10 protein-coding genes are annotated in these 13,948 nt (G+C 61.5%); all 10 read right to left on the reverse strand.

Translation table 11 applies throughout. The annotated features are described in order from the left end of the window. Positions 1-52: 52 nt before the first annotated feature. Positions 53-1,117: a sulfite reductase subunit alpha gene (locus tag QZ822_RS01020; protein ID WP_294641930.1), complete on the reverse strand. Its 1,065-nt coding sequence runs from the start codon at positions 1,115-1,117 to the stop codon at positions 53-55. Next, positions 1,110-1,859, reverse strand: a complete 750-nt coding sequence (nadD, locus tag QZ822_RS01025; RefSeq protein WP_294628040.1) for a nicotinate-nucleotide adenylyltransferase — start codon at positions 1,857-1,859, stop codon at positions 1,110-1,112. The genes QZ822_RS01020 and nadD overlap by 8 nt, the downstream gene beginning before the upstream one ends. A gap of 387 nt (positions 1,860-2,246) precedes the next feature. Continuing rightward, the gene (obgE, locus tag QZ822_RS01030; RefSeq protein WP_294641932.1) at positions 2,247-3,854 is read right to left on the reverse strand and encodes a GTPase ObgE; all 1,608 of its coding nucleotides are present in this window, start codon (positions 3,852-3,854) and stop codon (positions 2,247-2,249) included. A gap of 198 nt (positions 3,855-4,052) precedes the next feature. Further along, a complete protein-coding gene (gene rpmA / locus QZ822_RS01035) occupies positions 4,053-4,310 on the reverse strand; it encodes a 50S ribosomal protein L27 (RefSeq protein WP_005505766.1) in 258 nt (85 codons plus the stop codon). 40 nt (positions 4,311-4,350) lie between these two features. Beyond that, positions 4,351-4,662: a 50S ribosomal protein L21 gene (rplU, locus tag QZ822_RS01040; RefSeq protein WP_005505764.1), complete on the reverse strand. Its 312-nt coding sequence runs from the start codon at positions 4,660-4,662 to the stop codon at positions 4,351-4,353. A 496-nt stretch (positions 4,663-5,158) separates the two neighbouring features. Beyond that, complete coding sequence (locus tag QZ822_RS01045) at positions 5,159-8,995, reverse strand: Rne/Rng family ribonuclease (protein ID WP_294641933.1); 3,837 nt, start codon at positions 8,993-8,995, stop codon at positions 5,159-5,161. A gap of 558 nt (positions 8,996-9,553) precedes the next feature. Continuing rightward, a complete protein-coding gene (locus QZ822_RS01050) occupies positions 9,554-9,793 on the reverse strand; it encodes a hypothetical protein (RefSeq protein WP_012903409.1) in 240 nt (79 codons plus the stop codon). 312 nt (positions 9,794-10,105) lie between these two features. Further along, on the reverse strand, positions 10,106-10,768 hold the full coding sequence (locus tag QZ822_RS01055; protein WP_294625629.1) for a vitamin K epoxide reductase family protein: 663 nt from the start codon (positions 10,766-10,768) through the stop codon (positions 10,106-10,108). Between the two features lie 327 nt (positions 10,769-11,095). Then, the gene (locus QZ822_RS01060) at positions 11,096-11,773 is read right to left on the reverse strand and encodes a TenA family protein (RefSeq protein WP_294641934.1); all 678 of its coding nucleotides are present in this window, start codon (positions 11,771-11,773) and stop codon (positions 11,096-11,098) included. Between the two features lie 402 nt (positions 11,774-12,175). Then, positions 12,176-13,846, reverse strand: coding sequence for a folylpolyglutamate synthase/dihydrofolate synthase family protein (locus tag QZ822_RS01065; protein WP_294641936.1), 1,671 nt, complete (start codon positions 13,844-13,846; stop codon positions 12,176-12,178). Between the last annotated feature and the right edge of the window lie 102 nt (positions 13,847-13,948).

Genomic DNA, 13,948 nt, shown 5'->3' on the forward strand with positions numbered 1-13,948 from the left:
CCGGCAGAACACCCGCCGGCAGCACCCGCAACAGGGGTGCATTGTTCACGGCCTACTTAGGGCCAAAAATCATAATCAGACCAACAACGACCAGGGCGAGCAGCAGCACAATCCACAGCCACGCCAGGGAGGCCTTCTGCGCAGGCTGCAGAACCTCTTCAGCCTTCTCAACAGCGCTCTTAGAAGCGGACTCTTCCTCAGCTTCCTTGGAAGCCTCAGCGGAAGGTACCGGAGCAGACTTCGACTCAGCAGACTTAGACTCAGCGTCCTTCGCGGCTTCCTCAGACTCTTCGGCTTCCTCGGTGACCTCTTCAACCAGGGCAGCAGACTCTTCGGGATCCTGACGATCCACCATGCGCTGCAACAGCTCCTCCACCTCATCCGGGCTCAGAGCAACAGTCGGGTCGCCGTCCACCGAATCCACGGTGTCACCAGCGGAGGCGCTATCCAGCACGCTCAGGTCAAGACCCTGCGCGTTCACGGCGCTCACGCGGGTGGGCAGCTCGTCAGCCGACTCTTCAACCTCAGCAACCTTAACGGTCTCTTCCTCAACGGAAGCAACCTCGGTCTCCTCGACCTCAGCGACGGAGCTATCCAGCTCCTCAACCTTCGGCTCATCGCGCACCAGGTACTGGTGCAGCTTGGGCTCCGGCTCCTCCTCCTTAACCACGGCAATGACCGGGATCGAAGAAGTCATCGGGTTATCCACCGCGGAGGGGCTGGTCGCATCCACACGGTTCTGCGCAATCTCCTCGGGGCGCAGAACACGCAGGCTACTGGTCAGAGGAGCAGGTTCGTGCAGCTTCTCCTCATCGTTCGCCTCAGTCTCAATCTTGCCCTGAGCCGCCAGCGCCGCAAAACGACGCTGAACAGCCAGAACCTGCGGGTCAATAGCACCCGCATGAATCACGGAGCCCATGTTCGCAACAGGCTTCGCGGGCTCACCGCGGCGGGCTGCACGCAGGTACTCGGCAACTTCTTCACGGTAGCGGGCAAGACGACGCGGACCCATCACCTTAGTAGGCGGCGGCACCTCAATGCCGTCCTCGGTCACGTACGTCTCGTAGAGGTACGCTTCGTCCTCGCTATAGGGCTTCGAACCCGTAGCTTCACTCATGTGTTCCCTCATTATTCGTCGATTGGGGTGCCTGCCCAGACTCTTCCTTCACGCGGGGCAAGCCGTCACGGTACGCCGTCAAAGCGTCCTTCTTGTACAGGCCATACTTAGCAATGTACTGCACCACACCATCGGGCACCAGGTACCAGATGGGGGCGTCTTCAGCTGCGCGGCGACGAATATCAGTCGAAGAAATCGCCATCGCAGGAATCTTCAGGGTCGTAATATGACGACCCTCTGCCAGCGGCGGATCCAGCTCATGATCGGGGCGGGTCACACCCACAAAAGTCGCCAAATCCCACAGCTTATGGGCGTTACGCCAGGTCATAATCTGGCTAATCGCATCCGCACCGGTAATGAAGAACAGGTCAGCATCCGGGCGCAGGGCGCTCAGCTCGTTAAGCGTATCAAAGGTGTACGTGGCGCCGCCACGGTCAATATCAATACGGCTCACTGTAAAACGCGGGTTCGACGCGGTCGCAATCACCGTCATCAGGTAGCGATGCTCAGCGTCACTCACGTGCCGCTCCCCCACCTTCTGCCAGGGCTGACCGGTCGGAACGAACACGACCTCGTCCAGGTCGAACACGGCGGCAACTTCACTAGCTGCCACCAGGTGTCCGTGGTGAATCGGGTCGAAGGTTCCACCCATCACACCCAGACGCACCCGACCGGGAGTGCGCGGGGGAATCGACTCGGTGCTCGGAGCACCAAAATCAAGGTGAACAGGCTGGTCAGTCACAAATGCCGTCCTTGCTGGGGACAGAGACCGCACCAAGGCAACTCAAGAGCCACCCCAGGGCGGATGCGGGCAGGTACACAGAAGGTACGCAACACCGAAAACGGTGCCCGCGTACATTCCCCTCTATGCTACCTTCTTACGGTCAAAAACACCGAAATGACGGGGGTGAGCTAAGCCGCCAGTGGAATACCCAGCCAGCACGCCCACCCACACGCCCACCCACACGCCCACCCGCATGTTCCGACGCGCGAAACCAGTGCAAGAGGCTGCGTAAAAGGCAGTCAAAGCGTCAGGAAGAAAGAGCGCCGCGCACCGGAGCGAACCCCGGCACGCGGCGCCAATACCTAACGACCAAGCCTCAGCCAGGCAACAGCTAACGCTGAGCTATTAGTCGTCAACATTCGGCATGTCGATATTCTCGTCGACCTTGCCTTCCTTCAGCTTCTTGCGGTACTCGACCGACTCGGTCCACACGCCTGCAACACGCTCGGACTCCAGCTCGGCACGAGCCTCCGCCTTCGCGTCCATGCGCTCCTTGTACTCCACACGCTTCTGCGCACGAGTCGGGCGAATAATCTCTTCCAGACGAGCGTCGGTACCACGCGGGGAGGACAGCAGCTCGGCGCCACCGACCATGGTCGGCTCCCAATCGAAGATGACCGAGTTGTCGTTCTCACCAATCACCACGGCGTCACCGGCACGAGCACCAGCCTTGAACAGCTCATCCTCAACACCCAGACGCGCCAGACGGTCCGCCAGGTAACCGACAGCCTCATCATTATTGAAGTCAGTCTGCTGAATCCAACGCTCAGGCTTCTCACCAATCACACGGAACAGCGGCTCAAGGTTACGCTCCTCGCGGCGAATAATGAACTCCTGCTTCTTCTTACCGCGGAAGCCCTTCGGGTGAACCACAGGAGCCTCAACAACCACGCGCTCCGCTTCCTTCTCGGCAGCGGCGCGGGCGGCGCGGTCCTCCTCCACAAGCTTCGCCATCGCGAAGATGAGAGGCTTCAGGCCCTCATGGGATGCAGTCGAAATCTCGAAGACCTTGAAGCCCATCTCCTCAAACTCGGGGCGAACAAACTCCGCCAGCTCACGAGCCTCAGGAACGTCAATCTTATTGAGCACCACAATCTGCGGACGCTCATGCAGCGGCACGGTCACACCCGCAGTCGGGTCAACCTCATAGTTCTGCAGCTCGCCGCGGATCACCTCAAAGTCACTGATCGGGTCGCGGCCCGGCTCCAAAGTAGCGCAGTCAATCACGTGCACCAGAGCCGAAGAACGCTCCACATGGCGCAGGAAGCGGTGACCCAGACCGCGCCCCTCCGAAGCCCCCTCAATCAGACCCGGAACATCCGCCACGGTGTAGCGAACATCGCCCGCCTGCACCACACCCAGGTTCGGGATTAGGGTGGTGAACGGGTAATCAGCAATCTTCGGACGCGCCGCAGAAATCGCAGCAATCAACGAAGACTTACCCGCCGAGGGGTAACCCACCAGAGCCACATCCGCAATGGACTTGAGCTCCAGAACAATATCAGCCTCTTCACCGGGAGTGCCCAACAGAGCAAAACCGGGGGCCTTACGCTTAGCCGAAGCCAACGCAGCGTTACCCAGACCGCCCATACCGCCGCGGGCAGCAACATACTCGTCGCCCACACGCAGCAGGTCAGCCAAAACATTACCCTCGCGGTCCTTCACCACAGTACCCTGCGGCACGGTCAGAATCAGGTCCTCACCGTTGAAGCCGTGGTGCATATCGCCACGACCAATATCGCCATTCGGGGCGTGCTGATGCGGGCTGTGGTGGTACTCCAACAGGGTCGTGGTCTGGTTATCCACGCGCAGAATCACCGCGCCACCATTACCACCGTTACCGCCGTTAGGGCCGCCCAGGGGCTTAAACTTTTCACGTCGCACGGAGACGCAGCCGTTACCTCCGCGACCGCCAGATACATGCAAGACCACGCGGTCCACGAACTCTGCCACGGGTTCTCCTTATCTTGGAAAATCTTCACTTCGCCACCGCACGGCACACACCAATCATGCTGCGGATGCGGCGGCAGGCGCGACCGGGTTGGGGTGCGCCTCATCGTGGAGCCCAGCACAGGCGGGCATCCACGGCATTCGAGGTCATAGCGAGAGGGGGTAGACTAACGCCTACCCCCTCTGCCCTAGCGGTGAGTATTACTCAGCTGCTGCCAGGATGTTAACGACCTTGCGGCCCTTGCGGGTACCGAATTCGACGGTGCCTGCTGCCAGAGCGAACAGGGTGTCGTCGCCACCGCGGCCAACGTTCAGGCCGGGGTGGAAGTGGGTGCCGCGCTGGCGAACGAGAATCTCGCCTGCGTTGACGGACTGGCCGCCGTAGCGCTTAACACCGAGGTACTGGGGGTTCGAGTCACGGCCGTTACGGGTGGAGCTTGCGCCCTTCTTGTGTGCCATTCTGTATTCCTACCTTAGGGTTGAATTCCGGTCGTTTCGATTACGCGTTGATAGCGGTAATCTTGACGGTGGTCAGCTCGGCGCGGAAGCCCTGACGCTTCTTGTAACCAGTCTTGTTCTTGTACTTCTGAATAACGATCTTCGGACCGCGCAGGTCCTCAACCTTCTCAGCAACAACCTTGGCGGAAGCCAGGGACTTTGCGTCAGCGGTGACCTTGTCACCGTCGACGAGCAGCAGCACGGGCAGCTCGATGGTGCTGCCGGGCTCGCCTGCAACACGGTCAAGGGTAACGAGGTCGCCTACGGAAACCTTCTCCTGGCGGCCGCCAGCGCGTACAATCGCGTATGCCACTATGGGACTCACTTTTCTCGACAACTTGCTTCTTGAATCTCACACGAATGAGCAGCCTGCGCTTTCATTGCTGTGCGCCCTCCCCCGCCAGTCAAATGACCGCGAACAAGGAGGAACGGCCCGTGCGTTCCGACGGGATTGCCCGCCGAAGCCAACACGCGAGGCTCACCGGTGGTGTCTCTCTCCCGCACGTTCCAACCTCAGCCGAATACTCGACCGCGCCGAAGACGATGCGGGTGGGAGCGGTGTCTCCCGCTGGCCCTGCGTCGATAGGGCTTCACTGAGATAAACACCAGTCCTTAAGGATACGGCATGATCTACGCGCCGCGCAATAGATAAATTTGCGGAACGCACGAAGTCGGCACGTGATACTACTCAACCCCGGCAGATACACCGCAGGTAGACCGGGCATAAAAACCCCGGCGAGGTGGATTACTCCACCCCGCCGGGGCGCAACATACACACCATCGGAATTCCGATGATCGGAAGCTAAAGACTAATCGTCCTTACCTTCACGCTTAATATCGGCAGCGGCAACGCCAATGCCGAACAAGACAGGAGCCGAAGCGTCATCAGCCACCGGAGCCACATCCGCAACAGAAGCGGAAGCAACCACGGAACCCTCAGCACGCTCGGAAGCGTCAACAGTTACTACCTTAGCACCAGCACCAGCGCTCGACGCCGCACGGCGAGTGCGACGCTTACGCGGGGTTGAACCCGGCACCTGAGCCGCAGGCTTCTGAGCCTCCTCAACCGGAGCCTCAGCCTCAACTGCGGCAGGAGCCGAACCGATCACACCGGTCACAGCCGGAGCACCAATCACGCCGGTCACCACCGGGCGAGACTCAGTCTTCGCGGACTTCTCAACTTTACCATCCTTTGCGGGTGCCTGCTCAGATGCCACATTCTGCTCAGTTGCCACGCTCTGCTCAGCAGCCTTCTCGGCACGCTTCTCATCAGCGGCACGACGCGCACGGCGGCGGGACGCACGCGGAGTCTCGCGGACATCCTCAATGCGCAGATCCTCACGCTCAACACGCTTGGACTCCTGAGCCTTCTCGGAGGTTGCCTCAGCGTTCTGCTGCTCGCGGTTCTGACGCTTCGCCGCACGATCCTCGCGGTTCGAACGGAACGACTCACCCTCAGTGCGGGCAAGACGGCCAGCCTTCTGAGAAGCACGAGCCTTCGCCTCGCCAGCGCGAATCGCCTCGAAACGATCCGAAGAGCGGCTAAAGCGCGGGTCGAGCTCCGGGTCAACGTGGTGCTCGTCCTCCAGCGCACCCGCACCGGAATCCTCCACAGCGGCAATATCCGCATCGGTCAGCTCGCGGCGCTGGCGGTTACGAGAAGACTTCTTCTCGCCACGCTTGGACGAACGACGCTCCTCCGAACGGTCCTCTGCAGAACGCTCCTGGTCAGAGCCCTTCGAAGAATCCTCAGCGGATTCCTCCACACGGTCGAACGCGCTCGCCAGCTGCTCCAGGGAGAAACCGCCCTGCTCGCCAATCCAGTTACCGCCGGTCACCTCAGCGACCTTGTCCTCACGCTGAGCAACCTCCGCGTGAGCCTGCTCGCTGGCAGCCTCGGCAATACCCTGAATCTCCTGCTCAAGCGACAGCTCAGCGGTCTCCGCGCGGCGCGAACGCTTACGGCGCTTACGCTTCTTACGGGTCGAAGTGGTCTCCTCCGAAGCCTCATCAGCCTGAGCGGACGCGGCAGCCACCGCAGCCATAGCGTTACGGCGCTCAGCCTTCTTCGACTCCAGGGCGTCCTGCTTCTGCTGGTCACGAGAATCCTCGCGAGCAGCCGCACGGGCACGCTTACGGTCATTACGCTCGTGACGGTGGATGTAATCTGACGCGCCACCGCTACGACCGCTCAGCGGCTGATCGTGCACAATCAGGCCACGGCCAGCACACTGCTCACAGGGCTCCGAGAAGACCTCAAGCAGACCGGTACCCAGACGCTTACGGGTCATCTGAACCAGACCCAGCGAGGTCACCTCAGCCACCTGGTGCTTGGTGCGGTCACGGCCCAGGCACTCAATCAGGCGACGCAGAACCAGGTCACGGTTCGACTCAAGCACCATGTCAATGAAGTCAATGACGATAATGCCGCCGATGTCGCGCAGACGCAGCTGACGGACAATCTCCTCAGCAGCTTCCAGGTTGTTCTTGGTGACGGTCTCTTCCAGGTTGCCGCCGCTACCGGTGAACTTACCGGTGTTCACGTCCACCACGGTCATGGCTTCGGTGCGGTCAATCACCAGCGAACCCCCCGAAGGCAGGTACACCTTACGGTCCAGTGCCTTCGCCAGCTGCTCGTTGATGCGGTAGTGGTCGAAGAGGTCGTCATCGCCATCCCACTGCTGCAGGCGGGAAACCAGGTCCGGCGCCACGTACGTCACGTACGCCTCGATGGAATCCCAGGCGTTCTCGCCCTGAACGATCATCGCGGTGAAGTCCTCGTTGAAGACATCACGCACGGTCTTAATCATCAGGTCGGGCTCCTGGTAGAGCATCTCCGGAGCCAGCACCTTGCGGGAGTTAGCCTTCTCCTGAATCTCTTCCCACTGCGCACGCAGACGGTTAATGTCGTGGGTCAGCTCCTCCTCAGAAGCACCCTCCGCCGCGGTACGAACAATCACGCCAGCACCCTCGGGCAGCTTGTCCTTCAGAATCTTCTTCAGACGAGCACGCTCGGTGTCGGGCAGCTTGCGGGAAATACCGGTCATCGAACCACCCGGCACGTACACCAGGAAGCGACCGGGCAGGGAAACCTGGCTGGTCAGGCGGGCACCCTTGTGACCAATCGGGTCCTTGGTGACCTGCACCAGCACCGAATCGCCGGGCTTCAGGGCGTTCTCAATCTTGCGGGGTGCACCGTCCAGGCCGGTCACATCCCAGTTGACCTCGCCCGCGTACAGCACAGCGTTGCGGCCGCGGCCAATGTCAACGAACGCAGCTTCCATGGACGGCAGAACGTTCTGAACCTTACCCAGGTACACGTTGCCAATCAGGGAATCCTGCTGAGTCTTGGACACGAAGTGCTCAGCCAGCACGCCATCCTCAAGCACGCCAATCTGGATGCGGCCGTCCTTCTGACGAACCAGCATCTGACGGTCCACGGACTCGCGGCGAGCCAGGAACTCAGCCTCAGTCACAATGTGGCGGCGGCGACCCAGCGAACGGGACTCGCGGCGGCGCACACGCTTCGCCTCCAGGCGGGTAGAACCGCGCACACCGGTCACGGTGTTGGATGCGTGAGAGTCAGCCAGGCGCGGCGCACGCACCTTGGTGACGGTCTCAACGTCATCATCAACGCCGCCCTCAATCTCAATATCCTCGGTACCGCGGCGACGGCGACGGCGACGGTGGCTCGTCACCTCAGCCTCAGCGGCAGCCTCCTCGCGGCGGCGCTCCATGCGCTCCTTACGCTTCTGCTCCTCAGCAGCGGCGCGGCGCGCTTCACGCTCCAGCTTGGCGGCAACAGCGAGCTCGCTCAGCTCCTCCGGCTCGGGCGCCATGAACAGCGGCATCGCACCCATGGGGGTACGCGAGCGCAGCTCCTGCAGCTTCTCGCGCTGCAGGTCGCTAATGGTCTTCACGGGCTCGGGAGCTTCTGCGGGCTCCTCAGCTGCGGGCTCCTCAGCTGCGGACTCCTCAGCAGACTCTTCTGCTGCGGGCTCTGCCTCTGCGGAGTCAGCCTCAGTGTTCTCAGCCTGTTTCTCGGCGGCCTCCTCAGCCTCGGCAGCAACCTCGGTCTCCGCGGCGGCCTCGCCCTCAACGAATTCAGCTTCGGCAGTCTCTTCTGCGGCTTCTTCGGTCTTTTCTGCCTTGGTCACCTTCTCGACCTTGGCGATCTCTTCGACCTTGGCGGTCTTCTCCACGGTCTCGGTCTTAGCGACCTTCTCAACCTTGGCGACCTCTTCAACCTTCGCGGTCTTCTCGACGGTCTCGACCTTAGCGGTCTTCTCCTCAACAGCAGGCTCAGCCGCCTTCTTCTCAGCAGCCGCAAACAGGCTATCCAGAGTAGAAGCAACCTCAGTCTCAGACGCAACGGGAGCGGCAACCTTCGGTGCCGGCGCGTGCTTAGCCTTCGCATTACGCAGGTTGGTCAGGCCAGCAGCAATCGCCTCATCCAGGGGAACCTCAGGAGCTTTCTCCTTCTTCGGGCGACCCGGACGGCGACGCTCAGTACCCTGCTGGGCGTCAGAGCTCTCACGAACATTCTTACGCAGAGTTTCACGGGTCTCTGCAGAGGCGTTCTTCTCCTCCGCGAGGGCGTTCAGCGCCTCAAAAACCCCAAGTTCGACGTTCTTCTCGTCAGACATTAATCTTCTTTCGTTACACCCTGCTCCGCACCGCAAGGATTTTAACAGCGCGCATACAGCGCAAAGCCTAGTTGCTGCCACCGCGGCTCAAGCCTCACCCTACGGTGCGCGTTCTTCGCGGGCACTATCTCATTCAGTGCTTCTGCCGTAGGGGGCGAGCGGGCGGAACGCAGAGCGCGCCGCGACGGTCACAGCCACCTCGCTCTCGAGCACGGCACGCTCACACCCTTCCTGGGTGCCCTGCCGGTCTTCGGGTTTCTTCGCCGAGGCGGGCGGCACGCGCGGTGCGACAGTTATGCTCCGCGGCTTATAGCCGGCGCTCATCGGGTACTCTCCCTCGATGCGTTGGTGGGGATCTTCATGCGCGTGCGGGGCGCACAAGACACCGTCTTTCATTATACCCGGTAGAGGGTGCCTCTAAGCCACCCAGGGCCCCTAATCCAGGCATCACTTCCCAGTCGGATGCGCGGCATACTGCGGCGAGCACCATAGCGGGCACAGCAAAGCCGGGCGTGCCACTACGCACCACCCGGCTTCAAAAGTTCTTGAGAGGAGGGACTAGTTCAGACCCAGCTCCGCATCGCGCGCCTCACGAGCCTGCTGAGCAAGCTTCGGGTCGGTCGGCAGGTACTCCGGACCGGAACCGGTCGCAAACGGAACGCCCAGAATGAAAACAAACGGAGAAACCACCAGCAGAATCACCCACAGCAGCGAGAAGTGACCGGCGGTCAGCAACAGCAGGGCAGTCAAAAAAATAACGGCAGCAGCGCCCATTGCGGCAATTCCGGCAGTCTTCACGGTTCTCCTCGAAGGGGTATCAAGAATCTAGTGTCCAGCAGAACGGCGGGCAGCCGACGCCGCAGGCAAAACCCGCGGACGGCTCCGGCTGACGCCGCTCAAGAATATACCTGACCATTATACGCACCCGCGCCGCCTCCCCGCTGACCGTCACCGGCAAAGTCACCGGCGCCTCCCCCGCTACCAGGCGCCCCAGCCCAGCGCCCCAGCCCGGCATATTCTGCGCAGCCTCACCCGCCCGCAGACGCAACAACGCCCCGGCACCAACAGGCACCGGGGCGTTGCACGTTCGGGGCATCAGCCCTCAACTGCTTAGCGCATCATATTCACAATGACCTCAAAGAAGCGGATCACAATAATGCCGAAAATCAGGATCAACCACAGGCTAATCGCAAACCACGACCAGCCGCGAGCGCTCTCACGCATCGACTGCGATGCCGGAATAACACCCGCCGAAATATTGCGGACCGTAGTCTTCACAAAAAGCGTGATGGTCATAACCCACACGATCATGCAGAACAGGCACAGGGCATTAATCTGGAACGTCGTCTGGTACCACAGCCACATAATGAAGGCGGTCGCCGCAGCCAAACCAATGTTCATGCACACCCAGAACCACTTCTTAAACTGTGCACCCGCCATGATTGCGGCACCGATAGTCACCACAATCGAGAAGCCCACCAGACCAATGAACGGGTTCGGGAAGCCGAAAGCTTCCGCCTGCGGGGTGCGCATCACCGTGCCGCAGCTGAGCAGGGCGTTGATATCGCAGACCGTGGAGTGGCCGGCATCAATGTAAATCTGCAGGCGCTCGTACACCAGAATCGCTGAAGAAATGAGTGCGATCAGGCCGGCGCCAACCAGCCAGAATCCGAGCTGTCGGTCTGAGTAGCTGCCCGGGGTTCCCGTGTGCCCGTGCTGCGCTTCTTTTTCAGCGTGGGTGGGCTCGGTAGTACTCGATGCGGCGGTACTCATACGACTCCTTTAGATAGTGTTTTACGGTGATACTTACCGGCGCGGCATAGCCAGCACCCCGGAAGCGGTACCTCATTTATCCTAGCCTCTCACACCGCCAAATGGCACGCCATCAGCCTATATGTTCCGTTTTATGACGTGCTATTTTACACAGGTGGGCGCGTTTTCAGGGCACTTTCGGGGCTAGCTCCGGGCGCTTTCAGTGCGTCTTCAGCACGCAAAAACCCCCGGGAGGCGCCCGCAATTCAGCGGCGAGCGGAACCTACCGAGGGTTTCAACGGGATATTTCTAGGGCTTTATCCGGGGCATCACTTAGGGCGGTATTACCTAGGGCAGCGGGTGGGTGTACGACTCGTCAAAGAACAGTTGCTCCAGCTCCACCGCGCGGCTAAAGAACTCGCGGGCACGCTGCGCATCCGACGGGCCCACACGGTCCAGTTCGCGGCGCAGGAAATCAACCAGCTCACGGAACTCCGGGTAGTCGTGCAGGGTAATCCACTCGTGGTGCACAAAAGATTCAGGACGCTTGGCGGGAGCCTTCGACGCCCAATCCAGGTACAGCCCCTCGCAAACCACCAGCACCGACAGGATCGCCGCGTAGCTGCCGCTTGCCGCCGCGTCGAGGAAGAGACGCTTGAAGCCGGTGGTCGCCTCCGTATCGGGCATGGAGTTACGCTGATGCTCAGTCACGCCCAGAGTCTCAAAACAACGCAGGAAGTAGGTGTTCTCATCGCCCGCAATCTCGCCGGCAAACTGCGCCAAGCGCAGGCGACCCGCGAGAGTATCAGCGTTAGCAATCGCGCCACCAATCAGGGCGAGGAAGGTATCGAGGAAACGGTAGTCCTGCACCAGGTACCCCGCCATGACCTGCGGGGCGATTGAGCCGTCAAAAAGCTCAGCAACAAAGCGGTGATTCGTGGCGGAAAGCCAGGTGGCGAGGTTCTCCTGACGCAGCGTCTCCGTGAACGAATCGGTGCCAATCAAATCGGTGAAAGGTGCGGGCATGATGGGTGCCTTTCGCTATGTGGCATACCGTCACTGGTATGCGTATGTGTGCGGGTGTGTTGGTGCGGCCTCAGACATTGGGGCCGGCGCCTCAGCGAATATAGCACCGTGACGCCAAGGCGTGCCCGGTTTTGGGACCCCGGTGCCCAAAATTTTCGTTCTTTTCGATTTTTTGGGTGGGTGAGGGCGGATGATGCCGGTCAAACTCGCGCGATTGGGGTTAGGTGAGAGCCCATGGGAACACGTGAGAAATCATGCGTTCGAGTGGGAGCATGAGGACAGAGCACGAGGGCAGAGGCACAAAAAAGCGGAGGCACGAAAAAGCGAGGCGCCACTCCCCCAGCCGGTAAAACCAACTAGGGGCGGCACCCCGCCTCATGTCTGCAACCTCAACAGGTCACCTTAGTGATCCGCATCGTCCTCGGAATCGTCGTCACCGAAGAAATCATCGGTGTACGAATCGCCCAGCGGCAGACCCAGCGAATCCTCCAGCGAAGAACCCGCCGCAGACTCGCCACCCAGCTCAGCCATGATGCCGTCCAGCAGCTCATCCGGCTCAGCAGAGGCAGCCGCAGCCGCCGCGGCAGCCAGGGTCGAAGCTGACGCCGCGCCCGCAGAACCCGCATACGCACCCTCGGTGCCCAGCTCATCCGGCAGCTCCTCAGCCTCAGCGCCGGGGGTCTTCGCCTGCTCATGCGCCGCCAGCAGGGTACGCGCCTCACCGATGACCGTAATCGAACCGGTAATCAGCACACCCGCCGACTCCTGCTCAAAGAGGGCGTTCTCCATGGCGGTGGCAATTGCCTCATCCAGGTGCTCAAACACCTCGATTGAGTCTTCATCAATGCCAGCGTCCAGCGCCAGCTCGTGCAGACGCTCCGGCGCAATCGCACGCGGCGAATCCGACGCCGCCAGGTACAGGCGGAAGGTACCGTCAGAAGCGTCCACGTACTCTTCGCGCATGGTCTCAAACATGCCCAGAGCATCCTTCTCACCCAAAATACCGACCACGGAATGCAGGTGCGACAGCTTGAACGCCTCGGTCAGCGCAGCCGCGGAAGCACGCACACCGTGCGGGTTGTGGCCCGCATCCAGGATGGTCAGTGGCTCGGTGCGCACAACCTCCAGACGGCCCGGCGAGCGCACCGTCTCAAACGCGGTACGCACCACGTCCTCGGGCAGCTGACGCTGACCGCCGAAGAACGCCTCCACGGCGGCGAGAGCCACCACTGCGTTCTGCGCCTGATGCGCACCGTGCAGGGACAGCGGCACATCCGGGTACTCCCCCGCCAGGCCGCGCAGGGTCAGCAGCTGACCGCCGACCGCAAGCTCACGGGAGACAATGCCGAACTCCACGCCCTCGAAGGCGAAGGATGCTTCCTTCTCACGAGCGGAGGAGAGCAGCACGTCCGCCGCTTCCGGGTCCTGTGCTGCAGAAACCAGGAAGCCGCCGGGCTTGATGATGCCGGACTTTTCGGTCGCAATCTCGGCGAGGGTATCACCGAGCATATCGGTGTGGTCCAGACCGATCGGGGTGACCACAGAAACCACGCCGTCGGCAACGTTCGTGGAGTCCCAGGTGCCGCCGATGCCGACCTCGAGCACCACCACGTCCACCGGCTCGTCCGCGAAAATCGCGAAGGCGAGCACGGTAACGGACTCGAAGAATGTCAGGGCGGGCTCGCCGCGGGAGGTCATCTCCGCGTCCACAATCTGCAGGTAGGGGGCGATTTCCTCCCAAATGCGCACGAAGGTGGCATCCGGTACGGGTGCGCCGTTAATGCAGATACGCTCGGTGACGCTTTCGAGGTGCGGGCTGGTAAAGCGGCCCACGCGCAGGTCGTGGCCGAGCAGCAGCGCCTCAATCATGCGGGCGGTGCTGGTCTTGCCGTTCGTGCCGGTGATGTGGATGACCGGCGCGGCACGGTGCACGTCGCCAAGGATTTCGACGGCACGCGCCACGGCGTCCAGGCGAGGCGCCATCTTGTTTTCGGGTGCTCGCGCCAGCAGTTCACCGTAGACCCGCTCCACGCCCTCGGGGTCGGGAATTGCGGGGTAATTCTTCTCGCTCATTGTTCTCCTCACTGGGATAGCCGGTCGATGCCGGCAGGGGCCCGCCGTGTGGCGGGATAGACGACGGGCCGCCCCGCCCGTGAAGGGGGCGGGACGGCCGTA

The sequence above is a fragment of the uncultured Rothia sp. genome, from assembly GCF_916715725.1.
Lineage (GTDB): Bacteria > Actinomycetota > Actinomycetes > Actinomycetales > Micrococcaceae > Rothia.